Raw genomic sequence first — 24,021 nt, forward strand, 5'->3', positions numbered from 1 at the left:
AGTGGCAGCTATTTGCTCGGCGGTTGCGTGCCTTGCGGCGGCATGCCCTGCGGCTGCGGCATGGCCGGCATCTGGTCCGCCGGCGGCGGGTTGGCGACGTAGATCGCCACGCCGTGCGCGAACTTCTTGGTCGGCGAGATGCTCACGCCGATGCCGCCCGAACTGAAGTTGCCGCCGCGATAGCCGCCGTAGCTGCCACCACCGGCGCCGACGCCGATGCTGCTGCCGCCGTAGCTGTTCTCGCTGCCGACGAACAACACGCCGTTGGCGCCGAGCTTGGCCGCCTCGATGCGCAGGTTGTTGATGACGTCGTTCAACTTGTTCTGCTCGCCGTAGGTGAAGCCGCCGCTGGCGGTTTCCAGCTGGGCGATCTCTTCATAGCCACCCGGGGGCGGCGTGAAGTAGATGCGGACCTGCGAGGGATCGATCGGCGGGCGCGGCGTGCCGGTGACCAGCTGCGAGGTCGACGAACAGCCGGCCAGCAGAAGCAGGAGGGGGATCAGGGAGAGGAGGACGCGACGCATGGCGATCTCCGGGCAGGGATGATGCGCCGATCCTACGCCAGGCCACCCGGGCCGGCCAATGCGGAGTTCCTGACGTTCAGTCAGGTCATGCCACCGTCAATGCCGATCACCTGGCCGTTGATGTATCCGGCCTCGTCAGAGCACAGGAAGCCCACCAGCGCGGCCACTTCGTCGGCCTGGCCGGCGCGGCCGGCCGGCACCAGCTGCTTGATCGCCGCGGGCGCAAATGCGGCATCTGCCAGGCGGCCGGCGATCAGCCCCGGGGCGACGACGTTGCAGGTGATGCCGCGACTGCCCATCTCCCGCGCCAGCGACTTGGTCGCGCCATGCAGCGCGGCCTTGGCCGCGGCGTAGTTGGTCTGGCCGCGGTTGCCCAGCACCGCCGCCACCGACGACACGCTGACCACCCGGCCCCAGCGCGTGCGCGCCATCGGCAACAGCAGCGGTTGGGTGACATGGAAGAAGCCGTGCAGCGAGACATCGATGACCTGCCTCCACTGCTGCTCGCTCATGCCGGCCATTGGCGCGTCGTCGTGGATGCCGGCGTTGTTGACCACCACCTGGATCGCACCGTGCTCGAGCAGGCCTGCCATGGCCGCACCGGTCGCCTCGCCATCGGCGACATCGAACGACACCGCGCTGGCGACTCCGCCGGCCGCTTCGATCGCGGCCACAACCGCCTGCGCACGTTCGGCATTGCGGTTGGAATGGACGATCACCTCGAAGCCATCGGCCGCCAGGCGCTGGCAGATCGCGCTGCCGATGTCGCCGCTGCCACCGGTGACGAGGGCGCGACGGGGCTGGGTCTTGGATGCGGTCATTGCGCGGATTGTGCGCGAAACCTGGCTCCTACCGGTAGATGACCCCGGCCCTGCCACGCGCCAGTTCGACCCCGGCATGGCGGATCACGAATTCGTACTGGCCCCCTGAAGCCTCGGCGATCAGGCAATGCGCCTCGACCTCGAGCGCGCCGGGCAGGTCATCGATGCGCCCGACACGCAGCTCGACGCCACGCAACGACACCAGCATCCCCGGCTTCACCGCTTCGCCGGCGGCGCGCGCGATCAGGCCACCGTGCACGGCCATCGCCTGGGCGCCGTACTCGCACAGATGCACCGCGTGCAGCCTGCCGTTGTGACGCAGCGGATGTGCCGGGTCGCGATGCCCCTGCGAAACCAGGCGGATGCGCTCCTGGTCCCACTCGATCACCTCTTCCCACAGGCACATCGCACCCTGATGGGGAATCAGCGCGGCGATGTCCTCACGCGCCATGGCCCACCTCGTTCGCCGGCGCGCGCACGATCAGCAGCGCCAGCACGAAGTTGCAGACCACGCCCAGCGCGACGGTGGCGCCGATGGCGCGCAGCACCGGGATGCTCGAGGCGGCCAGCAGCGCGAACACCAGCAAGGTGGTCAGGCTGCAGACGATCACCGCGTGCAGCGTGCGCAATTGCTCGCTGCGGTCGTCGCCGGCGTGATCGAAGAACAACGCGTAATCCAGGCCAAGGCCGGCGGCGAGGATCAGCGAGACCAGGTGGAACAGGTTCAACTCGACCCCGGTGGCGCGCAGCACGGCCAGGATCAGCAGCGTGCTCAGCGCCATCGGCGCCAGCACCCGCAGCACGCGACGCGGCGAGCGCAACGCCACCCACACCGCCGCGGTCAGCAGCACCGCCGCCAGCGCCAGCGCCCACAGCACGCGCTGGCGGTACTGGGCCACCAGCGATTCCGACGCCTGCTTGAGGTCGAGCAGTTGCGCACCGTTGCGCGCCGCCGCCTTGGCGACGGCGGCCGGATCATTCAGCCCGCTCAAGGCCACCAGCGCGGTGACGTGGCCGCCGCGCTGCAGCAGCAGGCCTTCGACGCTGGCCGCCAGCGGCGTGCCGGCCAGGCCGCCCGGCCGCAATGCCGGGGCCTGCTTCGCGCGCTCGATATCGGCGACAAACTCATCGAAGGCGTCGGACTGGAACGGCCCGCCGCTCATGGCCTGGTCGAGCACGGCGCGCAACGCGTCGCGGTCGGGCAAGCGTGACTGGCGCGTCTTCTGCGTCGCGGCGCTGGGCAGGTAACGCGCGGCCAGGTCGTAGCCGGTGATGGCGCCGTCGTCGCGCAGGCGTTTCAGTTCCGGCAACAGTCGTTCGGAGGCCTGCAAGGCCGACTCAACGTCGGGCCGTTGCACGATCAGCACGTAGCGCACGTCGGGTGCGCCGAGTTCCGTGCGCAGTTGCGCGTCGCGCGCCAGCGCGGCGGGCGGCACCGGGGTCAGGCGGCCGAGGTCGTTCTGCCAGAACGAACCGGGCGCGAAGGCAGCCACGGCGGCAGCGACCAGCGCGATCGCCAGCACCGCACCACCGCGCAATCGCGGCCAGCGTGCCAAGCGTTCCCAGCAGCGCCCCAGCCAGACCGAATCGGCGGCATCGCGCGGCGCCGGATCGATCAGCGCCGGCAACAGGAACCGTGTCGCCAGCGCCGCCGTGGCCAGGCCGACCACGGTGAACACCGCCAGCTGCTGCAGGCCATCGACCCCGGAGACCAGGAAGGTGAGGTACGCGATGCAGGTCGACACCACACCCGTGGTCAGCGTCGGCCACAGCGCGCGCGCACTCGCCCATGGCGAGACGCCGGCGCGCTGGTGACTGAACAGATGGATCGGATAGTCCTGGACCACGCCGATCAGGGTGAAACCGAAGGCGACCGTGATGCCGTGCACGCCGTCGAAGGCAAGCGCGACCGCGCCCAGTCCGGCCAGTCCGGCGCTGGCCAGTGGCAGGCCACCGAGCAGGGGCGCCTTCCAGCTGCGGTAGGCGACCCACAGCAGCAACACGAAGACCAGGCTGTCGAGAGTGCCGATCATGCTGGCTTCGCGCGCGGTGCGGTTACCGATCTCCACCGAGAACGCGCCCGGACCGGTCAGCGACATGCGCGTGGCGGTCTCGCCGCGCACATCGGCGAACGCGGCCTGGATCGAGTCGAACGCGGCCTGCTGGCCCTTGGGATCGAACCCGGCGGCGTGCGTCTCGACCGCGAGCAGCGCTTCGCGTCCGGCCTTGTCGAACCAGACGCCGTGCAGGCGCTGCGGTGCGTTCGCCGGCTGCCAGGCTTCGGCCAGCTTGAGCGTTTCCAGGGTCGGATCGGCCGACAGCAGCGGCTCGATCATCGCCGCTGCCGGCGAGCCCAGGTCCTGCAGGCGCGCATCGAGTTGCGCACGCAGGTAGTCGGCATCGAGCGCCTGTGTATCCAGCGTCGACGACAGCAGGTAGCGGTACGGGCGCAGGTGCGACGGGATCACCTCCGGCCCCAGCGCCGCGCCGTTGGCGACCAGCTTGAACGACGGCAGCGATGCAAGACGGTCGCGCAACGATTGCGACTGCGCGGCCAGCGTCTGCGCATCCGGGCCGGTCAGGCCGATCAGCAGCAGGCGCGAGCCCGGGCCTTCGCCCAACTCATCGATCAACAGCTTCTGCGCCGGCGTCTGCGGCGACGGCATGAACTTGCGCAGGTCGCCGCTGAGCTGCAGGCGCGGGGCGACCAGCGTCGCCAGGATCAGCAGCACCACCAGCCACAGCAGCGCGAGCGCGAGGCGTCGTGTTCCACTCAATGTCGCGCTCATGCTGTCGGGCTCATCGCGCCGCGTCGCCGTGGCAGGTCGCGGCCAAGGCAGCGGCATCGGCAATGCTCGCCGCATCCACCGCGGCGCCGGCCAGCAACGTTCGCTGCGGCGGTGCGTTGCCGACCGCACGCGTCTCGATGCAGCGCAACTCGGAACCGCGCCCGTACAACGCGATGGACTGCACGCGTTTGGTGAGCGCGGCATCCCTGGGCACCATCGTCAACGTCCAGCGCTGGCGCGTGCCTTCGGCCGCCAGCGTGTAGTGCTGCTCGAGGTTGGCGCGATCGCCGTCCAACAAGGCGGCGAAATTGCTCTGGAACCCCGCCAGTTCCGGCACGCGCGACAGCGCGAACTTGCGCGGTGCCTGGCCGGCACGCGCGATCGTCGCCTCGCCCGCACGCAGTGTGGTGGTTTCGGCATAGGGCGCGCGAACCTCGCGGACCAGGGTGTCCGTGTCAGGCCGCAGGTACTGGCCCGACAGGCGCAGCGGCGCCTTCAGCAGCTTCGATCCGCGCACCTCCACGAACGGCGTGCTCGCCGGCACCGGCCGCGCGATCGCCTTCAGGATCCAGCCGGGGTCGGCCGCCGTGCCCGTTTCAGCCAGGCCCGTTCCAGCCGGGGCCGCGCACAGTGTCGCGCTTGCCAGCATCCACATCGGCGCCAGTCGCCGCGCCCACGCGCCCACCTTGTTGCGCTTGCCTGTCGTCCGCCGCGTCATCGCCATCCCAGAAATCGTAGAAGTTGAACCAGTTGTAAGGGGCGCCGAGCACCTGCGCCTGCAGCCGCACCGCATATCGCCGCACCACCGCAGCCACCGCCTCGCGCCGGTCGCGGCGCGATACATGCTGGCGCAGCGTATCCGGCCCGTCGCTGAACTCCTCGAAACGCAGGTCGTAGCGGTTGCCACCCCGGTACAGGCCGAAGGCGAGCACGACCGGCACCTGCAGCGTCGCCGCGATCAGCCAGGGCGCATTCGGAAAGGAGGCATCGTTGCCGAGGAACGGCACGCGGGTCACCGCCTCGCCGGGCGCCGCGCGGTCGACCAGCAGCGCCACCAGTTCGCCGTCGGCCAGCGCCTGCTGGATCGCCAGCACGATGGCGACGCCATCCTGTCCGGCGTCGATGACATCGGCGGCCAGGCGCGGGTTGAGCGCGTCGAGCAGCTGCGTCAGCGCAGGGTTGTGGGAAATGTCGAGGACGATCCGCACGCGCAACGCGGGCCGCGTCGTCACCAGCACGCGCAATGCGTCGAAACTGCCCAGGTGCGAGCCGAACACGAGCACTCCTTCGCCGCGATCGACGCGACGCGCCAGCGCGTCCAGGCCTTCGACGCGGATGTCGAAGCGCGAAAGCTGGCCGCTTAGCAGGAACACGCGATCGAGGATCGTGGCGGCGAAGGTGTGGATGTGGCGCGCGACGTCCAGCCACCCCGGCGGCCGTCCGAGCACGCGTGCCAGGTACTCGCGCGAGGCGCGGCGTTCCGGGCCGCGCACCAGCAGGAAGTAGGCGGTGATCGGATACAGGCACAGCCGCGCCACGGCACGACCGCCATAACGGGCGATGCTGCGTATCAACCAGATCGCGAACCTGCCGCCGCCCTCCGGACGCTGCTTCCAGTGCGCGTTCAAGGCTTTTGTTCTTCGGCGGCGGCGACGTCGCCGCTGACCAGCAGCGTGTCGCCGCGCAGCACCCGGAAGCGCCAGCGCGGCGCGGCGCCCTCCAGTTCGATGTGCGCCTCCTCGCCCGGCAACAGCGGCTGCACGAACTTGACCTGCGGCAGCCGCAGCGGCGGCAATGGCCCGTGCATCGCTTCAATTGCCTCGATCACACGGTCCAGCAGCACCACGCCGGGCACCAGCGGTCGACCCGGGAAGTGCCCGGGCAGGCTGGGATGGTCGGCGGGGATGACGAAACGCATGGTGTGGCGGCGGCTGGACCGGGCGAGACAGACAGGATAAGGCACCGGCGGGACGCGACCCGCATCGCGTTACCGTCCTGGCTGCATCGTCGGGCGGCGCCTGCGGGCTAAGCCTCGCCGGCCACCACCACGCCATAGCCCAGACCGTGGAAGGTCCGGATCATCGGCGACTTGAAGGGACGGTCGATCGCGTTTCGCAGCTGGCACACGTGGGTGCGCAACAGGGCTTCCTGGGCATGGTCCAGCTCCCGCCCCCACAGGTCCCGGACCAGCTCGCGATAGCCAGCCGGCTCGGGCGCGACTTCCAGCAACGCCCGCAACAGCCGCCTGGACGATGGCCGCAAGCGCAGCATCCTGCCCTGCCGACGCACCTCCTGGCTTTTCAGGTCGTACTCCAGGTCGCCGGCGCGAAGCACCGGGCCCCCTTGGCGTCGGCGATGACGGCGATGCATGCCGACGAGCCGCGCATTGACCTCCGCGAACGCGATCGGTGCGTACAGGTAATCGTCTGCGCCGCCGTACAGCGCCGCCAGGCAAGGCTCAAGCTTCGCGCACTGTGCCACTACCAGCAGCGGAGTGGTCAATCGCAGGACCTCGCGCAAGCGGCGGCAGACCTCCACGCCATCGCAACCCTGCGACCGGGCCAGCACGATTGCATCGAAGCGGCAGTCGGCGGCCAGCTTCAGCCCATGGCGGTCGCTGCCCGCGTAGTCCAGTTCGTGGCCGCATTGCTCGAGATAGTGGCAAAGCTCCGCGGCGTGAAATGCATCATGGTCGATCAGCAGGATCCGCATGACCGGATGAGGGCTGCAGGCCAGGCTCGTCGGAGCTTCAGCAGGAATGGCGTACTCACGGAAGTATGCCTTCGACGCAATGCCATCCATCTGGCGGAGATTGTGAGTCGTTGCCGTCTCAGGTATGCCCAAGGATACATTCGAGACGACCCCAAAGAGCGACCCAAACGCACTCCCCATGCTTCCTGACACTCGCTCCGCACCCCGCCGCTTGATGCATGCGCTGCCTGCATGAAGGTCGGCCATCGCTCCGTTCTGTCCAAAAACACGAATCCGACTTTCGCCTGCACCATCACGCGAGTTCGTCGCGGCATGGGAGCAGCATGCAAAGCTGACAATGCCAATGAATGCAATCGAAGCATTGAATCGCACAATGACCTCCTTGTTCTAGCGAGCGAATAGGCGATATCAGACCGCGCCCAACTAGACGCTCCAGTCACGAACTATAGAACGACGCACAGTAGGAAAACGATACCCACGCTGCGGACCATAACGAGATCGAGCTTTCTCCACACACCGACCTTCATCGAGCCAATATGGAACGCTATTGTCATCGTCGGAAGTAGCACGATGTCCGGGGCAAATAACCAACCCTTCGTGACGTGATCGTTCCATCTGGATAGCGTTGTAGTTCGATCACGCGACCAACAGGCTGTGTCACGCCCCAATGTCCAAACTAGTCGGACGCCCGCGCTGGAATCTATGGTTCAAGTCTGCAAATTCCCTCAGGGAAGGCCTCAGCGCTGTCCAGTGATGGTCCGATGGATGGATCCACTGCGGTGATCGTTACGCCGGGATGAAGAGCACAGGCCGCAGGCGCCTGGGTTGATGGCGATAACAGGTCCCGGCAACGACAGCACGGTCGTTTCGACTAAAATGCACGCGCACTCCCGCCGCAAATTTGCAGCCCGCAAGGAGCAAGCCGTCATGCCAGTACGAGTCATTCTGGCCGATGACCACCCCATCGTTGCCGCCGGCGTCCGCCAGCTGCTGGAACACGACAGCAGCACCAGCGTCGTCCACGTCGCGTCCTCGACGGACGAGTTGATGGGCACGCTGGCGAGCACGCCTTGCGACCTGCTGATCACCGACTTCAGCATGCCCGGCACTACCGCGCCGGACGGCCTGTCGATGCTCGGAACGATCAGGCGCAAGTGGCCCGACCTGGCCATCATCGTGCTCACCCGCATCTCCAATCCCGCGGTACTTCGCAGCATTCGCGACACCGGCGTGCGCGGCTTGATCAACAAGTCGGACGCTCTGTCCGAGCTGCCGCAAGCGGTTCTGACGGTGCTCAACGGGCGCACCTACATCGCCAAGGCGGCGATGAGCCTGCTCGAGAGCGCAGAGGCCACGCTCGCCACGTCTGCCGAGGCAGCGTTGTCGCCCAAGGAAACCGAAGTCCTGCGACTGTTCGCCTCGGGAAAGAGCGTCAAGGACATCTCGCAACAGCTCAACCGCAGCTCCAAGACCATCAGCAACCAGAAGCTGTCGGCAATGGAGAAGCTGGGCATCCGTTCGGATGTGGAGATCTTTGCCTACGCATCCAGCCACGGGCTGCTGTCCTGAACCAGCGCGTATCTCGTTGGCTCCTTCCGGGGAAGGAAGCAGCCCGGCCGCATCAGTGCAGTTCTTGCAAAGAAGTCCAACGCGGCTTGCACATCACTGCGACAGCGTCTGCTATGACCTGTCCCACGCTGTGTCAGAGCGGGTGACTTAGGCTCGGAAGTCGCCCGGACCTGCCCTGCTGGTTTCAGATGCGTCGCCTGCGTTGCTCCCGATCCTGTACGCAGCGGCTTTGGCCGAGCGCATTGCTGCTGCTCCTGCTGCTGTCTTGCACGGCGTTGCGGGGCGCGCTGTGCCAGTCGCGCCCGCTTCCCCCGCTGGATGCCCAGGAGCAGGCATGGCGACGCGCGCACCCGGTGCTTCAGGTGGGCGTTTTCGCCGGCGACCACATGCCCGTTGAAGCCTGGGTCGGAGGACAACCACAGGGGCTTGGCATCGATTACGTGAGCCTGCTGGCAGCGCGTGCCGGCCTGCGCCCCGAGTTCCATCCGTATACCGATTGGGCAGCAGTCGCGTTCGACGGCACGGCTGGCGACCAGTTCGATCTGTTGCCCGCGCAAGGCATCACCCCGGAGCGACGCGACCATTTCGATTTCCTCAAGCCCTACGCGACCATCGTTCCGGTACTGGTCGTTCGCAAGGGCGATGCGCGCATCCGCGGTGACGCCGATCTGGCGCGCGCCCGGATCGTGATCGAGCGCCGCTTCCGCACCGCCGAGCACGATGTCGTCCAACGTTATCCGCAAGCCACCGTTGTGTACTCGAACGACGGCCACGATGCGCTGGACATGCTCGCGCACGGCCAGGCAGATGCCTACGTCGGCACGAGCACCGCGCGGACGCGGGCGCTGCTGGACCGGCGGCCCACCGACGACCTGGTGCTGCTGGCGTCGCTGCCGCTGCCGACCTATGACATCGCCCCGGTGGTTCGCCGCGGCAATCCCATGCTGCTGCAGATTCTCCGCAAGGCCGAGTCCACGGTCACTTCCGCGGAACTGGCGCAGTTGCGCCTGCGCTGGGGCATGACCGAGGACGCCGCAACACGCTCACGCAACACCCGCGAACCCAGCGTCGACGAGCGCGCCTGGCTGCGGGGGCTGCCGACGTTGCGCGTCGGCTACGAACTGGATCGCCATCCCTATTCCTTCGTCGACGGCGAGGGCGAGTTCGCCGGACTGACTGCCGACTACCTGCGCATCGTGCAGCGCGACCTCGGCCTGCGGCTGGAGATGGTGCCCGCCGCGGATTGGGACAGCTTGCAGCGCATGGTCCGTTCGCACGAGATCGACCTGATCGCGGCCGGCACCGCGCGCGATTTCGATCCGCTGGAGGTGTCGTTCGCGCAGCCCTACGAATATTTCCCGCAGGTGATCGTGGCGCGCAATGGCGGGCCGCCGATCACCCGCCTGCGCGACCTGGTCGGCAAGCGTGTGGCGTTTCGCAAGGAAACCGCGCTGCTCGCGCTGCTTCGCGCGCAGCTGCCGGGGACGCGACTGCTGCCAACGGCCAGCAACGAGGCCGGTTTGTCCGCGCTGGCCAAGGGCGAGGCCGATGCATTCGTCGGCACGCTGCCGGCGATCGACTCGCTGATCCGCAGCCGATATGCCGCGCAGCTGCGGGTGGTCGGTCCGGCAGGCATGGACCAGGAACTGGCGATTGGCGCACGCCCGGAGTTCAGCGCGCTCCTGCAGATGATCGATCGCAGGCTCTCGCTGCTGGACGAAGGCACCAAGGCCGGCATCCGCAGCCGATGGATCTCGAGCGAGTACAACTACGGCGTGCCATGGAAGTGGGTGATTGGCGCCGCGCTCGCCGGATTGCTGGTGCTGGGCCTGATCCTGGCGGCTTACGCGAGGCTGCGGCGGGCCGCCAGCGCGCAACGCGCCGCCGAGCAGGAGCTGGCGGCGCAGTCGGGGTTCCGCCAGGCGCTGCTGGAGATCATTCCCTATCCGGTGTTCGTCAAGGACGCCGAAGGTCGTTTCCTGGGCGTCAATCGCGCCTACGAGGAGCAGATGAATTGCCGGCGCCAGGACCTGCTTGGCAAGACCCTGCTGCAGACCCCGCATTTGCGCGGCGTCGATGTCGAACAGCTGCAGGCGGAGGACCTGGCGGTGCTCGCTTCCGGCCGCGGCGCGCGACGCGAGCTGCAACAGCCGGGGGCCGACGGGTCGGTCCAGAGCGTGATCGTCTGGTTGTTGCCCTTCAGCGATCCGGGCAGCGGCCGGAACATCCTGCTGGGCACCTTCGTCGACATCAGTGAGGTGCGCGCGGCCGAAGCCAGGGCGCGCAGTTCGGAACAGCGGCTGTCGGAGTTCGCACAGGCCATACCAGGCGTCGTGTTCCGACTGTGCATCGGCCCGGATGGAAGCCGGCGTTTCACCTACGTCGCCGGCGATTCGGCCGGGCTGCTGGGACTGTCAGCCGAACAGTTGACCTCGGATGAGCCGGCACTGTTCGCGCGCGTCCATCCCGACGACCAGGGCACGGTGGCGGCCAACGTCGGCGAAGCGGCGACGTCGTTGCGGCCGATGCGGGCATTCGACTTTCGCGTGCAGGTGATTGGTCAATGGCGCTGGCTGCGGACCGAAGGCGGGCAACCGCGCCGGCTGGCCGATGGCAGCGTGGAGTGGAGCGGCTACTGGATCGAAACCACGCTGCTGCACGAACAGGCGGCCGATCTGATCGCGGCCAAATCGCAGGCCGAGGCGGCGACCGCGGCCAAGAGTGCGTTCCTGGCGGCGATGAGCCACGAAATCCGCACGCCGATGGCCGACGTTCTGGGCCTGGTCGAGCTGATCGAGCGCACGCCACTGGATCGCGACCAGGCCGCGATGACCGGCATGGTGCAGGACTCGGCGCGTTCGTTGCTGCAGATCCTCGACGACATCCTCGACTTCTCGCGCATCGAATCGGGCCACCTGCGCATCGAGCGCGCGCCGTTCGACCTGCGTGAACTGCTCGATGGCGTCGTCGGCCTGTTTCGTGCGCGTGCGCATGGCAAGGGGCTTGGCCTGCATTGCATCGTCGACTGGCGCCTGTCGGGCACCTATGAGGGCGATGCCGTCCGCATCCGCCAGATCGTCACCAACCTGCTGAGCAACGCGATCAAGTTCACCGCGCGCGGCTCGGTCACCGTGCGTGCCGAGCTGGTCGCGCTGCGTGCCGGTTCGCAGGACCTCAGCTTCAGCATCATCGACACCGGCATCGGCATCGAGGCGGACAGTCTGGCGCGTCTGTTCCAGCCATTCACCCAGGCGGAGGACTCCACCAGCCGCCGCTACGGCGGCACCGGGCTGGGCTTGAGCATCAGCCGCCGGCTGGCGCGGATGATGGGTGGCGACGTCACCCTGGCCAGCGTTCCAGGCGACGGCACGAGCGCGCTGTTCGCACTGCCGCTGCGCGCGATCGCCCCTGTTGCGGTGCGGGCGGAGTTGGCAGGCAAGACCGCAGGGCTGATCTCCCGCCAGGAGCTGGTCCTGCGCGAACTGACCAATGCCCTGTCCGCGCTGGGATTGCAGGTGGTCGAGATCGATCGTTCCCAGTGGCGGCAGATGTCACCTGGCGACGTCGACCTGCTGGTGGTCGAAGCCGACGAGGCACGCGAACTGGACATCCCGCCCGACGTGCCACGCCTGCTGGTCGACACGGGCGAACACGGCAGCTGGCGACCGATACCGAACGGCATACGCGTGTCCGGCAGTCCGCTGCTGTGGCGCGACATCGTCGATGCCTGTTGCCGGATTTTCGGTGCGCCCGCTCCACAGGCGCCGTTGCCGCACGCCATCGCGCCGGTGCGATCCAGCGCCCGGATCCTGGTGGCCGACGACCATCCCACCAACCGTGCACTGGTGGCGCGCCAGCTGGACATGCTCGGCCACCACGCCACCGTCGTCGCCGACGGCAACCTGGCGCTCGATGCCCTGGCGCAAACCCGCTACGACCTGTTGATCAGCGACTGCCACATGCCGAACCTGGACGGTTACGCGTTGGCGCGGCGGATCCGCGCGGCCGAACGCGCAGGTGACCATCTGACGATCGTCGGAATTTCCGCCAGCGCATTGCCCGAGCAGATCCAGCGCTGCCGCGATGCCGGCATGGACGATTTCCTGACCAAACCCATCCGGTTGCAGGCATTGGCGACCCTGCTCGCCAGTCACCTTGGCGGTTCGCCCTATGCGGTGCCGCCGCCGGCCGCGCTGCCGGCCGAACCGCCCGCCGACGTGCCTGGACAGATGCAGTGGCTGGCCACGCTGACCCAGGCCTTCGGCGGCCGCGGGCAGGTTCGCGGGTTCATGCTCGAACTGCTGGCCACGTGCCGGGCCGACGAGGCCGAGTACGACGGCCTGGAAACGCAGGACGACCGGGTGCGGCATGAGTTGCTGCATCGCATGGAAGGCGGCCTGGACATCATCGAGCCGCTGCGCACGAGCGTTGCCGAGGATGCCAGCGGTCCGGGCCTGATGGCGCGACGCGCCGCAGTGCATGAGCGACTGCGGCAGCTGGAAGTGTTGATCGCGGGACTCGGTGCGGCAGGGCCGGACGCGGCGTCGTGATTCAGGCGAACAGATCGCGCCAGAACTTCGGGCCAAGCGCGGCCATCTGCCGCAGGAAATCAAGCAGGTTGCGGTACGGACGGTGCGGGAACAGTTGCCGCCTCAGCGCGTACTCGCCGAGGAAGAAACCGCCGACGATGCCGTAGTTGGCCAGGTTGGCGAACCACGACCACTGCGATTGGGTGATCGATACCGCCGGGATGTGGCCGAGCCGCGCCAGTACGCCACCGGGCACCGCGATCGTGGCGAACACGCCGTTGGCCAGCGCGAGCAGCGCAAGCACGGCGGCCCAGGCGGCAGTGAGCTTTCGCGAGTAGCGGTAAAGATCCGTCGCCAGCGCGGCCGGCACGGTGCGTTCCATCGCCGCGACAATCTGCGTGATCAACGCTTCGCGTGGCGCGACCAGGCTGCGGCCGAACAGCCATGCGACCAGGCCGACGAACAGCATCGGCGGCGCCAGCAGCAGCAGTTGCGCATACGGCGTGGCGGCCAGCCAGACCAGGCCGACGCCGAGCAGCAGCGCCAGCGCCCAGGCCCAGAGGCGGCGTTCGAGCATCGGCACGGCCAGCACCAGCACCACCAGGTCGGCCAGTGCGATCGCCGCCGAGGCGCCGCCGCCGTCTTCGCTGGCCCAGTGGGCGAGCAACGGGTAGGCGACCGCCAGGATCAGCGGCAGCAGTGCGGCAGGGTTCAAGGGATGGGGCTCAGGCGGTCTTGTGCTGTTCGATATGCGCGGCCAGCGCGCGCAGCGAGGCGAAGATGCGGCGGTTTTCGTCGCTGTCCGAGCGCAGCTGGAAGCCATAGCGCTTGGAGATCGCCAACGCCAGTTCCAGGGCGTCGATCGAATCCAGGCCCAGGCCTTCGCCGAACAGCGCCGCTTCCGGCTCGATCTGCTCCGGTGCCACGTCCTCGAGGTTCAGGCTTTCGACCAGCAGCTGCGCCAGCTCGCGTTCGACGGGGCTTTGTTCAGACATCGGGGAATCCACGGTTCTAAAGGGCGATCAGGCAAAGGACGATCAAGGGGCGCAACGATCCGGCATCGCGGCGTTGTGCGCAACCTTCCCCTCTCCCTGGCCGCCCGTGGCGGCCTGTCCCTCTCCCACAAGGGGAGAGGGGCGCAACCGGGCGCCTGGCGTTTGCCCTCTCCCCTTGCGGGAGAGGGACAGGCGCGAAGCGCCAGGGAGAGGGGGGCCTTCCCGTATCATTCGCACATGACCGAAACCGCACCTGCCCCCGCACCGGCCGACGCCACCGCGGCCGCGGACCTGAATGCGCAGCACCCCCATCCGGATCCGATCGACACCGACGTACTGGTGATCGGCGGCGGCCCGGCCGGCACCACCGCCGCCACCCTGCTGGCCCGTCGCGGCTGGCGCGTGCTGCTGCTGGAGAAGGACCGCCACCCGCGCTTCCACATCGGCGAGTCGCTGCTGCCGATGAACCTGCCGATCCTCGAGCGCCTGGGCGTGCTCGATCAGGTCAAGGCAATCGGCACCTTCAAGCCGGGCGCCGAGTTCCCGATCGATGCCGACAACTACAACACCTTCCGCTTCGAGCGTGCGCTGAACCCGCAGTTCGGCTACGCCTACCAGGTCAAGCGCGAGGAGTTCGACGAAGTCCTGTTCCGCCATTCGCAGGCCAACGGCGTGGATGCGCGCGAGCGCCACCGCGTCGAGCGCGTCGAGTTTGCCGCCGATGGCCGCCCGCAGCTGGTGCACGCGCGCGATGCCGACGGCAATGCGATCACGATCAAGCCCCGCTACATCGTCGATGGCAGCGGTCGCGATGCCTTCTTCGGCAGCCAGCTCAAGCTCAAGAAGAAGAACCCGCTGCACCAGTCGGCGGCGATCTTCAGCCACTTCAGCGACGTCGAGCGCCGCCCCGGCGAGGACGCCGGCAACATCACCGTGCAGCGCTTCGCCCACGGCTGGATGTGGCTGATCCCGCTGCGCGAGGGCGTGATGAGCGTCGGCGCGGTGTGCTTCCCCGAGTTCCTCAAGCAGCGCCGCGGCGAAACCGAGGCGTTCCTGATGAAGGCGCTGGAGTCCGAGCCTTCGGTGTGGAAGCGCATGCGCAACGCCAAGCGCATCGCCCCGGTGCACGTCACCGGCAACTACTCCTATACCTGCACGCAGATGCATGGCCCGGGCTGGGTCATGGTCGGCGACGCCTACGCCTTCGTCGATCCGGTGTTCTCCTCCGGCGTGTACCTGGGCATGAACAGCGCCGAGCAGGCCGCGCAGGTCGTCGATGGCGCATTGCGCGATCCGTCCAGCGAGGCGTCGCTGCAGCGCGCGATGAGCAAGCGCCTCAAGCGCGGCCTCAAGCATTTCCAGTGGTTCATCTATCGCTTCACCACGCCGGTGATGCGCCACCTGTTCAACCACCCGCGCAATTACTGGCAGGTCGAACAGGCGGTGATCTCGATGCTGGCCGGCGATGTGTTCGACAACCCGGCGGTGCTGCGCCGGCTGCGCGTGTTCCGCTTCATTTATGCCATGACGGCGCTGAGCATGGCGCCCGAAGCGCTGCGCGGCTGGCTGCGGCGACGTCGCCAGGTCGGCGTCGACGTCGGCCTCGGCGGCGGTCGCGACACGCTGCAGCCTGGCAACGGAGACCTGCAGTCGTGAGCGCCGTACGCCCCATGTTGCAGCCACCGCATCTGGCAGTGGAGTACGTCGACGCATCCGACCCGCAGCCGTTGCTGGACGACAACAACACCCTGGCGGTGATCGGCTTCGGCAGCCACGCTGCCCATCACGACGATCCGCGCTACCTGCGCGTGGCGCTGCAGCCGCACGGCCCGGCGCCGTTCGAAGTGTGGCGCGGCAATGGTCCGGTGATTCGCGGCCGCGACGGCGATGTCGCCTGGGCGGAGGACGGCGCGCTGCAGTTCGGCGCCATCGAGCTGGACGAGGCGCCCGGTCCGGGCGGCATGAGCGACATCGAAGCGACGTCCGACCGTCTGTACGCGCGACTGTCCGGGTTCCTGCAGCAGCGCGGCTACCCGCACCTGCTGCGCGTGTGGAACTACCTCGACGGCATCACCCACGGTGAGGGCGACGAAGAGCGTTACCGCCAGTTCTGCGTCGGTCGCGCCCGCGGCCTGGGCACGGTCGATCCTGGCTCGCTGCCGGCGGCGACCGCGATCGGCCGGGTCGACAGCGAGCGCCGCCTGCAGGTGTACTGGCTGGCCGCACGAGTGCCGGGCACGCCGCTGGAGAACCCGCGCCAGATCAGCGCCTACCGCTACCCGCGCCAGTACGGCCCGCAGCCGCCGAGTTTCGCCCGCGCGATGTTACCGCCGGCCGACGGCGCGATGCCGTTGCTGCTGTCGGGCACCGCCGCCATCGTCGGCCACGAGTCGCGCCATATCGATTCGGTGGTGACCCAGCTCGACGAGACGCTGGCCAACTTCGACAGCCTGCTGACCGCTGCGCGCGCGCAACGCTCGACGCTGCCGGCGCAGTTCGGTCCGCACTCCCGACTGAAGGTGTATGTGCGCCAGCTCGACGAGATGGACGCGGTGGCAGCAGAGCTCGACGCGCGACTGGGCCCGGACGTTCCGCGCATCCTGCTGCACGCGGCGGTGTGCCGGCGCGAGTTGCGCGTGGAGATCGACGGCGTGCACGCCTGACCTGGCAATCGTCATCCCCGCGCAGGCGGGGACCCAGTGTCTTCAGTGCAGTTCGCGGGCAACGTCCATGGGTTCCCGCCTTCGCGGGAATGACGGAACGTTAGGCGCTGCCGTCCGTCACTTGCGTTGCGCCCCGGTCCGGCTATCGTGCGAGCAAGACAGTCACTACCTGACTGGGGAGACACCGCAATGGGTTTGATCAGCCTGCTCTGGGGCATCGTCGCCATGATCTGGATGGTGGTCGCCCTCATTCCATTCCTTGGATGGGGCAACTGGTTCTCGATTCCCTTCGCCGCGGTCGGCGCGATCATTGCCGCGATCGGCATCCTGTTCACCAGCCCCGGCAATCGCGGCCGCGCCAAGACCGGACTGGTCCTCAACGGCATCGTGATCATCGTCGGCATCGTCCGCCTGGGCATGGGCGGCGGAATCATCTGAAGCTGACGCAAGCAAGGGCCGCGCACAGGCGCGGCCCTTGTTCTTTCCTGCTTCTGCGATCGCTTACAGATCGATGCCGAAGCCAATGCCCGCCGAGCGGTCGTCACTGCTGAAGGCGCCGCCGATGCTGATCGAGGCGCGGTCGCTGATCTCCTTCGAGTAACCGACCGACAGCGCGCTCTCGCCGTTCTGCCAGCCGGCGCCGACACCGATGCGTCCACGCGGGCTGCGGCTGTGGGCGGCGTTGGTCGCCATGTTCGTCATTGCCGAGGTCATCGCACCCTGGCGGTCGATGCGGTCGTCGAGCCTGCCCAGGCGATAGCCCACGTCGTCACGCAGTCCGGAGAACTCGTCGCTCAGTCCCTGGAAGCGGCTGTCGGTGTAGGCGTTGGCCGAAGACAGCGTTTGTGCGTTGCCGGTCTTCAGCTGCTGCACGTTGACGGCATCGGTGGCGTTCACGCCGGCCGCGACGTTGGTGACCTGGCGCTCGTGGCCGGCCGTACCCACCGACACGGCATTGGCGCGATCGGCGACCGAGTTGTTGCCCAGTGCCACCGAGTTTTCTGCCGCGGCGCTGGCATTGTTGCCGATCGCGACCGCATTGCTGCCTGCGGCCGTGGCACTGTCGCCGATGGCGGATGCGCCGGCACCGCTGGCATCGGTGTTGTAGCCCAGCGCCACGCCCGGCGTGCTGCCGGCATTGGCCGGCGCGGACGCCGGCGTCGGCGTGCCGTTGGCAGCGACGAAGTCCGGTGCGCCCTTGCCGCCGCCGGTGGCTTCGATCGAGGTGACACGGTTGTCGATGCTGGTGATCGCGCCATTGAGGCTGTCACGCAGCGCCGCGATCTGGCCGCCGTTGACCGCATCGCGGCTGCCGTTGGCAATCGCGCCATCGCGGACGTTGGTCACCAGCGTGCCGGCGACACCGCCGCCCAGCGTGACCTGGCCCTTGGCGGAACCGGCGTCGTACACCACTGCATCGAGCGTCGTACCGGTGCCATCGACCAGCCCCACCTGCTTGAGCTGGGCGAGATTGACTGCATCGGTGTCCTCGCTGCCGGCAGCGACGTTGGTGATCTGGCGCTCGGCGCCCGCAGCCCCCACGGAGATCGTGTTGGCACGATCGGCCACGGACCGGGCGCCCAAGGCCACGCTGGAATCTTCCATGGCCGTGCTGTACAGACCGATGGCAATGCTGGAGTCGCCGCTTGCGTGGCTTACCGGTCCCAGCGCAATGCTGGAATCGCTCGTGGCCCTGCTGTTCACCCCGAAGGCCATGCTGGAATCGGCCGTAGCTTCGGCCAACGTGCCGAGGGCGATGGTGTCGGCATCCGTGGATTGGGAGTCGTGCCCGATCGCGATGGCAGCGTCGACCGGCGCCTGACTACCGGCTCCGATCGCGATGCTGTCAGCGGCAAATGCCGCCGGCGAGAGCAGTGCCAGCCCTGCCGACAATGCAACCGAATTGAGCGTCGGCCAGTGGCTGCGACGGCGGATGGTGTTGCTCATGCAAACGACTCCAGGTGACTTCGAATTTGGAGGCGAAGCCTAGGGTTGCGGCGGCAACCTCGTCACGCTCGAACACTCACGAGTTCTCTCCGATACTCACCGCGCGTCGATCAGCACGTAGCCCTGGCCGTGCACCGCGTTGAGCGGAAGCGACTGGCCACACGCGCCCGCCACCTTTCGGCGCAGGCGATAGATCAGCGAATCCAGGCGATGCGTATCGAAGTCGTATACGTTGCTGGTCAGTACCGCGATCAACTCCTCGCGGGTGACTACCTGCCCCGGTGTCGCCGCCAGTCTCGTCACCACGCGCCGCTCGGCCTCGGTCAATGCAACCGCCTCGCCCGACGGCGACACAAGACACCAAGCGTTTTCGTTGACGTGCCACCGCTTGGATTCCAGTTGCGATGGCGGGATGAGCCTTCGTGCGAGGCTGCGCAGCGTGGCCGCGAGCAGTTCCAAGTCCACCGGCTCGGCCAGGCATACATCGGCACCGTTGTGCAGGCCCCGCAGTTTTTCCCCGATGCCGCGATCAACGAGCAGCACGATGCCCATGCTCGGAAAGCTGCTGCGAATTTCGCCGACCAGCCGCGGACCAGCGTCGTCTTCCCGCTGACCGCAGATCAGGGCAATCGGGAACGTCCCTGCCCGCAGTTGCGCGCGCAGCGACGCCGGCGTCCCGCACGCGTCCACCTCGAAGCCGAACGCCGCAAGGCCGGGCCGCAGGGCTCGTTCTCGCGGCGCGGACTCGCCTTCGAGCAAAGCAATGCGCAACGCGCTTGCGGTATTGGCCGTTCCGTTCATGGGTCCCTGCTTCCCGATCCTGACGCGCGACTGGGGTATTGGGCCGGCGATGCTAGGTAGCGCCCGGATCACCGTCTATGGGATCCATCTCACGCACGGATACCGGCAAGCCTCCGTACAGCCAGCCTCCTCACGGGCCATATGCGCATATGCCTCTTCGGCATGAGCAGGTGACGCAAAACCTTTTCCCTCGCGGCGGCGGCCCGGCCAGAGTCGCGCCATGGATGCCGCTTGGACGCAGGCACCCTTAAGCTGCCCCTTCCCCATACCTGAACAGGAGCCGGCGATGCCGACCCCGCACCGAACGTCGTCCCCCGTGGCCTGGCTGAGCGGCGCGCTGGCCTGCGCGCTGGTCGCCCCCGCCCAGGCTCAGACCGCCCCACCGACCGTCGAAGAACTCGCCCGCCGCCTGCAGGCCATCGAGCAGCGCCTGGGCACCGCCCCGGCTGCGACGGCGACCGCCGACAATGCCGCCGGATTGAGCGACCTCGACCAGCGCCTGCGCGTGATCGAACGCAAGCTCGAGCTGCAGTCGGAGGAAGCCGCCACCCGCGCCGCCAGCACGCCGACCGTCAGCCTGAGCGCCAGCAAGGGGCTGTCGGTGAAGTCGCCGCCGCCGGGCGATATCGAGGTGAAGTTCAAGGGCCTGGTGCAGGGCGATGGCCGCTTCTACTTCGATGACGACCAGTTCCCGCAGAACGACACCTTCCTGATGCGACGGATCGAACCGACCATCGAGGGCACGTGGGGTTCGCTGATCGGATTCCGCGTCACCGCGCAGCTGGCCGGCGACAGCGCGACCACCAGCGACGTCTACCTCGACCTCAAGTTCGATCCGCGCGCAACGGTGCGCATCGGCAAGACCAAGGTGCCGGTCGGGCTCGAGCGTTTGCAGTCCAGCGGTTCCACCGCGCAGGTCGAGCTGGGCCTGCCCGGCGAACTGGCGCCCGGCCGCGATATCGGCGTGCAGCTGCAGGGCGAGCTGGCCAAGTCCACGGTCAGCTACGCACTGGGTGTCTACAACGGCGCGGTCGATGGCCGCGACGGCTCCACCACCAACCCCGACAACGATTTCGAAGTTGCGGCCCGCGTGTTCGTCGAGCCGTGGAAGAACGATGGCAATGCACTGTCGGGCCTGGGCTTCGGCATCGCCGGCAGCACCGGCGACAAGGAAGGCGTCGGCAGCAACTTCCTGCCGCGTTACCGCTCCTCGGGGCAGGTGCAGTTCTTCAACTATCGCAGTGCGGTCGCCGCCGACGGCGAGAACACCCGCTGGTCGCCGCAGGCCTATTACTACCGCAACGCCTTCGGCCTGCTTGGCGAGTACATCAATTCCAGCCAGGACGTCCGACTGCCGGCCACCGGCGCGCGCGAGACGATCGACAACAGCGCCTGGCAACTCAGCGCCGGCTATGTGCTCACCGGCGAGGACGCCGGATACAAGGGCGTAACCCGGCCTAACCATCCTTTTACGGTCGGCAGTGCAGGCTGGGGTGCATGGGAGCTGGTGGCGCGTTACGGCGAACTGGACATCGACGACGATGCGTTCCCGGTGTTCGCCGACCCCGCCGTCGCCGCGCGCAACGCCAAGGCGTGGGGCGTGGGCGTCAACTGGTACCTCAACAGCAACTTCAAGCTGGTAGCCAACTACACGCAGACCAACTTCGAGGGTGGTGCGCCTGCCGGCGCCGACCGCGAAGACGAAAAAGCCTTCTTCACCCGCGCGCAGTTCTCGTTCTGACCTTCCCCAGGAAAGTGCCATGACCCGTACTCCACGCAGCACACTGCTCCGCAGCCTCGTCCTTGGTTTCGCACTCGCACTGGCCGGCGGAACCGCCGCGGCGAAGGATGTGGAACTGCTCAACGTCTCCTACGATCCGACCCGCGAGTTCTACGCCGAGGTCAACCAGAGCTTCGCCGCGCAGTGGAAGCAGCAGACCGGCGAGACGCTGAAGATCCGCGCCTCGCACGGCGGCTCGGGCAAGCAGGCGCGCTCGGTGATCGACGGACTGGAGGCCGATGTCGTCACCCTCGCGCTGGCCGCCGACATCGATGCGATCGCCACCAATGGCAAGCTGCTTCCGGCCAACTGGCAGACGCGCCTGCCGCACAACAGCGCGCCGTACACCTCGACGATCGTGTTCCTGGTGCGCAAGGGCAACCCCAAGCAGATCCGCGACTGGAGCGACCTGGTCAAGCCGGGCGTGGCCGTGATCACGCCCAATCCGAAGACATCGGGTGGTGCGCGCTGGAACTACCTCGCCGCCTGGGCCTGGGCATCGCAGGAGTATCGCGACGGCGGCAAGGTGGTCGACTTCCTGACGCGCCTGTTCAAGAACGTGCCGGTGCTCGACACCGGTGCGCGCGGCGCGACCACCACCTTTGTCGAGCGCGGCATCGGCGATGTGCTGCTGGCGTGGGAGAACGAGGCCCTGCTGACGCTGTCTGAAGCCGACAGCCGCGACAAGTTCGAGGTCGTCATCCCGAGCCTGAGCATCAAGGCCGAACCGCCGGTGGCATGGGTCGACAAGAACATCGACCGACATGGCACGCGCAAGCAGGCCGAAGCGTACCTGCGCTATCTGTACACGCCGGAAGGACAGCGCCTGGCGGCCAAGCACGGTTATCGCCCGGCCGAACCGGACAAGGTGCCGGCGGCCGAGCTGGCGCGCTTTCCGCAGGTGAAGCAGGTGACGATTGACAGTGCATTTGGCGGCTGGAAGAAGGCGCAGGCGGAGCATTTCGCCGACGGCGGCTTCTTCGACAAGATCTATCAGCCGAAGTGATGCGGTGGAATGTCTAGCCACGCCCTCTCCCTCCCCCGCCTGAAGATCCCGCGCTTTCGCCAGCCGTTGCCAGGCTTTGGCCTGAGCCTGGGACTGGGGCTTGCATGGCTGAGCGTGGTCGTTCTGCTGCCACTGGCGGCGCTGGCGATCCGCGCCGCGGGGCTCGGCCTCGACGGCTGGCTGCGCGCGATCCAGGACCCGCGCGTGCAGGCGTCATTGAAGCTGAGCTTCGGCGCGGCATTCGTCGCCGCGGTGGCGGCTTCGTTCGCTGGTGCGCTGGTGGCGTGGGTGATCGTGCGCTACCGCTTCCCGGGCCGGCGCCTGCTCGATGCGCTGGTCGACCTGCCGTTCGCGTTGCCGACCGCCGTTGCCGGCATCGCGCTGACGGCGATCTATTCGGCCAACGGCTGGGTCGGCCGCTGGCTCGAACCGCTGGGCATCAAGATCGCCTATACCCCAATCGGCATCGTGATCGCGCTGGTGTTCATCGGCCTGCCATTCGCGGTGCGCACGGTGCAGCCGGTGCTCGAAGCCCTTGGGCACGAACAGGAAGAGGCAGCCGCATCGCTGGGCGCTTCACGCGTGACCACGCTGCGCCGCGTGGTGCTGCCGGAGTTGCTTCCGGCACTGCTGACCGGCTTCTCGCTGGCGTTCGCGCGCGCACTGGGCGAGTACGGCTCGGTGATCTTCATCGCCGGCAACCTGCCCTACAAGACCGAGATCGCGCCGCTGCTGATCACCATCCGCCTGGAGGAATACGACTATCCCGGCGCAGTCGCCATAGCGGCGCTGCTGCTTGCGGCGTCGTTCGTGTGCCTGCTGGCGATCAATGCGATCCCGTCGTTGTTCGCACATGAGAAGAGGAGCCGGCGTCGTGAGTAGCAGCCGCCCCCGCAACGATCTCCAGGAACCGGCATGGTTGCGCTGGACGCTGATCGTCCTGGCCGTTCTGGTGATGGCCGCATTGGTGGTGATGCCGCTGCTGATGGTGCTCGGCGCGGCGTTCGCCAAGGGTATCGGCGTCTGGTTCGCTTCGTTGACCGAACCCGATGCGTTGTCGGCGTTGAAGCTGACCCTGTTCACCGTTGCAATCGTCGTTCCGGTCAACGCCGTGTTCGGCATGCTCACCGCCTGGGCCGTCACGCGCTTCGAGTTTCGTGGCAAGCAGTTGCTGCTGTCGCTGATCGACCTGCCGTTCGCGGTGTCGCCGGTGGTGGCGGGCCTGTGCCTGGTGCTGCTGTTCGGTTCACAGGGCTGGTTTGCCGAACTGTTGCAGGAGCACGACATCAAGATCCTGTTCGCGCGCCCCGGCATCGTCCTGGCGACGTTGTTCATCACCTTCCCGTTCGTCGTGCGCGAGCTGATCCCGCTGATGCAGCAGCAGGGCGCGGACGAGGAACTGGCCGCGCGCTCGCTGGGCGCCGGCAGCTGGACCATGTTCCGCCGGGTCACCCTGCCCAACATCAAATGGGGCCTGCTGTACGGCGTGCTGCTGTGCGCGGCGCGGGCGATGGGCGAGTTCGGCGCGGTGTCGGTGGTGTCGGGCCACATCCGCGGGCTGACCAACACGCTTCCGCTGCATATCGAGATCCTCTACAACGAGTTCGACAGCACCGCGGCGTTCGCCGCCGCGTCTCTGCTGGCCGGACTGGCCCTGATCACCCTTGTCCTGAAGTTCTGGCTGGAGGCACGCCATGGCGACGCCCTTGCGCAATCCCATCGTCGACATTGACCGCGCCCGCGCGACCGAGGCCCACGTGTCCGAACCCCCTGTGATCGATGCCGTCGACATCGGCGCCCCCGGCACCGGCTGGCGGCGCGGTCCCGCGCCGGCCTTGCAGGTGACCGCGGCCGCGGACTCTGCCACGCTCGTGTCCGCCCCACC

Annotated in this window: 21 protein-coding genes; 9 read left to right on the forward strand and 12 right to left on the reverse strand. The window is 67.8% G+C overall.

Annotated features, from left to right (window positions below):
- Window positions 1-8: 8 nt before the first annotated feature.
- The 8 genes from AC3A3Q_RS04705 to AC3A3Q_RS04740 form a co-directional block, all read right to left on the reverse strand.
- Complete coding sequence (locus tag AC3A3Q_RS04705) at window positions 9-524, reverse strand: DUF4156 domain-containing protein (RefSeq protein ID WP_487585124.1); 516 nt, start codon at window positions 522-524, stop codon at window positions 9-11.
- A gap of 80 nt (window positions 525-604) precedes the next feature.
- Window positions 605-1,345 carry a 3-oxoacyl-ACP reductase FabG gene (gene fabG, locus AC3A3Q_RS04710; protein ID WP_487585125.1) on the reverse strand — a complete coding sequence of 247 codons (741 nt, stop codon included), beginning with the start codon at window positions 1,343-1,345 and terminating at the stop codon, window positions 605-607.
- A 28-nt stretch (window positions 1,346-1,373) separates the two neighbouring features.
- A complete protein-coding gene (locus AC3A3Q_RS04715) occupies window positions 1,374-1,796 on the reverse strand; it encodes a hotdog family protein (protein WP_487585126.1) in 423 nt (140 codons plus the stop codon).
- Window positions 1,786-4,134, reverse strand: coding sequence for an MMPL family transporter (locus tag AC3A3Q_RS04720; RefSeq protein ID WP_487585127.1), 2,349 nt, complete (start codon window positions 4,132-4,134; stop codon window positions 1,786-1,788). The genes AC3A3Q_RS04715 and AC3A3Q_RS04720 overlap by 11 nt, the downstream gene beginning before the upstream one ends.
- 10 nt (window positions 4,135-4,144) lie before the next feature.
- A complete protein-coding gene (locus AC3A3Q_RS04725; protein WP_487585128.1) occupies window positions 4,145-4,789 on the reverse strand; it encodes a LolA-related protein in 645 nt (214 codons plus the stop codon).
- The gene (locus AC3A3Q_RS04730) at window positions 4,731-5,762 is read right to left on the reverse strand and encodes a lysophospholipid acyltransferase family protein (RefSeq protein WP_487585129.1); all 1,032 of its coding nucleotides are present in this window, start codon (window positions 5,760-5,762) and stop codon (window positions 4,731-4,733) included. The genes AC3A3Q_RS04725 and AC3A3Q_RS04730 overlap by 59 nt, the downstream gene beginning before the upstream one ends.
- Window positions 5,759-6,097: an ApeI family dehydratase gene (locus tag AC3A3Q_RS04735; protein ID WP_487585130.1), complete on the reverse strand. Its 339-nt coding sequence runs from the start codon at window positions 6,095-6,097 to the stop codon at window positions 5,759-5,761. The genes AC3A3Q_RS04730 and AC3A3Q_RS04735 overlap by 4 nt, the downstream gene beginning before the upstream one ends.
- A 62-nt stretch (window positions 6,098-6,159) precedes the next feature.
- Window positions 6,160-6,936, reverse strand: coding sequence for a response regulator transcription factor (locus tag AC3A3Q_RS04740; RefSeq protein ID WP_487585131.1), 777 nt, complete (start codon window positions 6,934-6,936; stop codon window positions 6,160-6,162).
- Between the two features lie 837 nt (window positions 6,937-7,773).
- Here AC3A3Q_RS04740 and AC3A3Q_RS04745 point away from each other — a divergent pair.
- Window positions 7,774-8,415 (forward strand): response regulator, encoded by a 642-nt coding sequence (locus AC3A3Q_RS04745; RefSeq protein ID WP_487585132.1) that lies wholly within the window; start codon window positions 7,774-7,776, stop codon window positions 8,413-8,415.
- A 386-nt stretch (window positions 8,416-8,801) separates the two neighbouring features.
- On the forward strand, window positions 8,802-12,965 hold the full coding sequence (locus AC3A3Q_RS04750; protein WP_487585504.1) for a transporter substrate-binding domain-containing protein: 4,164 nt from the start codon (window positions 8,802-8,804) through the stop codon (window positions 12,963-12,965).
- 1 nt (window position 12,966) lies between these two features.
- Here the strand turns inward: AC3A3Q_RS04750 and AC3A3Q_RS04755 are convergent, their stop codons facing one another.
- Complete coding sequence (locus AC3A3Q_RS04755) at window positions 12,967-13,695, reverse strand: COG4648 family protein (RefSeq protein ID WP_487585505.1); 729 nt, start codon at window positions 13,693-13,695, stop codon at window positions 12,967-12,969.
- Window positions 13,670-13,939 (reverse strand): phosphopantetheine-binding protein, encoded by a 270-nt coding sequence (locus tag AC3A3Q_RS04760; protein WP_200607697.1) that lies wholly within the window; start codon window positions 13,937-13,939, stop codon window positions 13,670-13,672. Before AC3A3Q_RS04760 ends, AC3A3Q_RS04755 begins: the two co-directional genes overlap by 26 nt.
- 291 nt (window positions 13,940-14,230) lie before the next feature.
- Between AC3A3Q_RS04760 and AC3A3Q_RS04765 the strand changes: the two genes are divergently transcribed.
- From AC3A3Q_RS04765 to AC3A3Q_RS04775, 3 genes are all read left to right on the forward strand, one after another.
- Window positions 14,231-15,595, forward strand: coding sequence for an NAD(P)/FAD-dependent oxidoreductase (locus AC3A3Q_RS04765; RefSeq protein WP_487585506.1), 1,365 nt, complete (start codon window positions 14,231-14,233; stop codon window positions 15,593-15,595).
- Window positions 15,596-15,609: 14 nt separating this feature from the next.
- On the forward strand, window positions 15,610-16,602 hold the full coding sequence (locus tag AC3A3Q_RS04770; RefSeq protein ID WP_487585507.1) for a chorismate transformation FkbO/Hyg5 family protein: 993 nt from the start codon (window positions 15,610-15,612) through the stop codon (window positions 16,600-16,602).
- Window positions 16,603-16,791: 189 nt separating this feature from the next.
- Window positions 16,792-17,040, forward strand: coding sequence for a hypothetical protein (locus AC3A3Q_RS04775; RefSeq protein ID WP_487585133.1), 249 nt, complete (start codon window positions 16,792-16,794; stop codon window positions 17,038-17,040).
- 63 nt (window positions 17,041-17,103) lie between these two features.
- Here the strand turns inward: AC3A3Q_RS04775 and AC3A3Q_RS04780 are convergent, their stop codons facing one another.
- Window positions 17,104-18,549: a YadA family autotransporter adhesin gene (locus AC3A3Q_RS04780; RefSeq protein WP_487585134.1), complete on the reverse strand. Its 1,446-nt coding sequence runs from the start codon at window positions 18,547-18,549 to the stop codon at window positions 17,104-17,106.
- A 96-nt stretch (window positions 18,550-18,645) separates the two neighbouring features.
- On the reverse strand, window positions 18,646-19,350 hold the full coding sequence (locus tag AC3A3Q_RS04785; protein WP_487585135.1) for a response regulator transcription factor: 705 nt from the start codon (window positions 19,348-19,350) through the stop codon (window positions 18,646-18,648).
- 286 nt (window positions 19,351-19,636) lie between these two features.
- On the opposite strand from AC3A3Q_RS04785, the gene AC3A3Q_RS04790 reads away from it, so the two are divergent.
- The 4 genes from AC3A3Q_RS04790 to cysW are packed head-to-tail and all read left to right on the forward strand — an operon-like array spanning window position 19,637 to window position 23,868.
- Complete coding sequence (locus tag AC3A3Q_RS04790) at window positions 19,637-21,091, forward strand: OprO/OprP family phosphate-selective porin (RefSeq protein ID WP_487585136.1); 1,455 nt, start codon at window positions 19,637-19,639, stop codon at window positions 21,089-21,091.
- A 19-nt stretch (window positions 21,092-21,110) separates the two neighbouring features.
- A complete protein-coding gene (locus AC3A3Q_RS04795) occupies window positions 21,111-22,136 on the forward strand; it encodes a sulfate ABC transporter substrate-binding protein (protein ID WP_487585137.1) in 1,026 nt (341 codons plus the stop codon).
- 9 nt (window positions 22,137-22,145) lie between these two features.
- On the forward strand, window positions 22,146-23,018 hold the full coding sequence (gene cysT / locus AC3A3Q_RS04800) for a sulfate ABC transporter permease subunit CysT (RefSeq protein ID WP_487585138.1): 873 nt from the start codon (window positions 22,146-22,148) through the stop codon (window positions 23,016-23,018).
- The gene (cysW, locus tag AC3A3Q_RS04805; RefSeq protein ID WP_487585139.1) at window positions 22,990-23,868 is read left to right on the forward strand and encodes a sulfate ABC transporter permease subunit CysW; all 879 of its coding nucleotides are present in this window, start codon (window positions 22,990-22,992) and stop codon (window positions 23,866-23,868) included. Before cysT ends, cysW begins: the two co-directional genes overlap by 29 nt.
- Window positions 23,869-24,021: the final 153 nt, after the last annotated feature.

This window comes from Lysobacter sp. Soil_C_59, assembly GCF_057656415.1.

Bases quoted from the DNA above. Each gene is read 5' to 3' on its own strand.
- AC3A3Q_RS04705 (WP_487585124.1), bottom strand. From the start codon at position 524: ATGCGTCGCGTCCTCCTCTCCCTGATCCCCCTCCTGCTTCTGCTGGCC.
- fabG (WP_487585125.1), bottom strand. From the start codon at position 1,345: ATGACCGCATCCAAGACCCAGCCCCGTCGCGCCCTCGTCACCGGTGGC.
- AC3A3Q_RS04715 (WP_487585126.1), bottom strand. From the start codon at position 1,796: ATGGCGCGTGAGGACATCGCCGCGCTGATTCCCCATCAGGGTGCGATG.
- AC3A3Q_RS04720 (WP_487585127.1), bottom strand. From the start codon at position 4,134: ATGAGCGCGACATTGAGTGGAACACGACGCCTCGCGCTCGCGCTGCTG.
- AC3A3Q_RS04725 (WP_487585128.1), bottom strand. From the start codon at position 4,789: ATGTGGATGCTGGCAAGCGCGACACTGTGCGCGGCCCCGGCTGGAACG.
- AC3A3Q_RS04740 (WP_487585131.1), bottom strand. From the start codon at position 6,936: ATGGATGGCATTGCGTCGAAGGCATACTTCCGTGAGTACGCCATTCCT.
- AC3A3Q_RS04745 (WP_487585132.1), top strand. From the start codon at position 7,774: ATGCCAGTACGAGTCATTCTGGCCGATGACCACCCCATCGTTGCCGCC.
- AC3A3Q_RS04750 (WP_487585504.1), top strand. From the start codon at position 8,802: ATGCCCGTTGAAGCCTGGGTCGGAGGACAACCACAGGGGCTTGGCATC.
- AC3A3Q_RS04760 (WP_200607697.1), bottom strand. From the start codon at position 13,939: ATGTCTGAACAAAGCCCCGTCGAACGCGAGCTGGCGCAGCTGCTGGTC.
- AC3A3Q_RS04770 (WP_487585507.1), top strand. From the start codon at position 15,610: ATGTTGCAGCCACCGCATCTGGCAGTGGAGTACGTCGACGCATCCGAC.
- AC3A3Q_RS04775 (WP_487585133.1), top strand. From the start codon at position 16,792: ATGGGTTTGATCAGCCTGCTCTGGGGCATCGTCGCCATGATCTGGATG.
- AC3A3Q_RS04780 (WP_487585134.1), bottom strand. From the start codon at position 18,549: ATGAGCAACACCATCCGCCGTCGCAGCCACTGGCCGACGCTCAATTCG.
- AC3A3Q_RS04785 (WP_487585135.1), bottom strand. From the start codon at position 19,350: ATGAACGGAACGGCCAATACCGCAAGCGCGTTGCGCATTGCTTTGCTC.
- AC3A3Q_RS04790 (WP_487585136.1), top strand. From the start codon at position 19,637: ATGCCGACCCCGCACCGAACGTCGTCCCCCGTGGCCTGGCTGAGCGGC.
- AC3A3Q_RS04795 (WP_487585137.1), top strand. From the start codon at position 21,111: ATGACCCGTACTCCACGCAGCACACTGCTCCGCAGCCTCGTCCTTGGT.
- cysT (WP_487585138.1), top strand. From the start codon at position 22,146: ATGTCTAGCCACGCCCTCTCCCTCCCCCGCCTGAAGATCCCGCGCTTT.
- cysW (WP_487585139.1), top strand. From the start codon at position 22,990: ATGAGAAGAGGAGCCGGCGTCGTGAGTAGCAGCCGCCCCCGCAACGAT.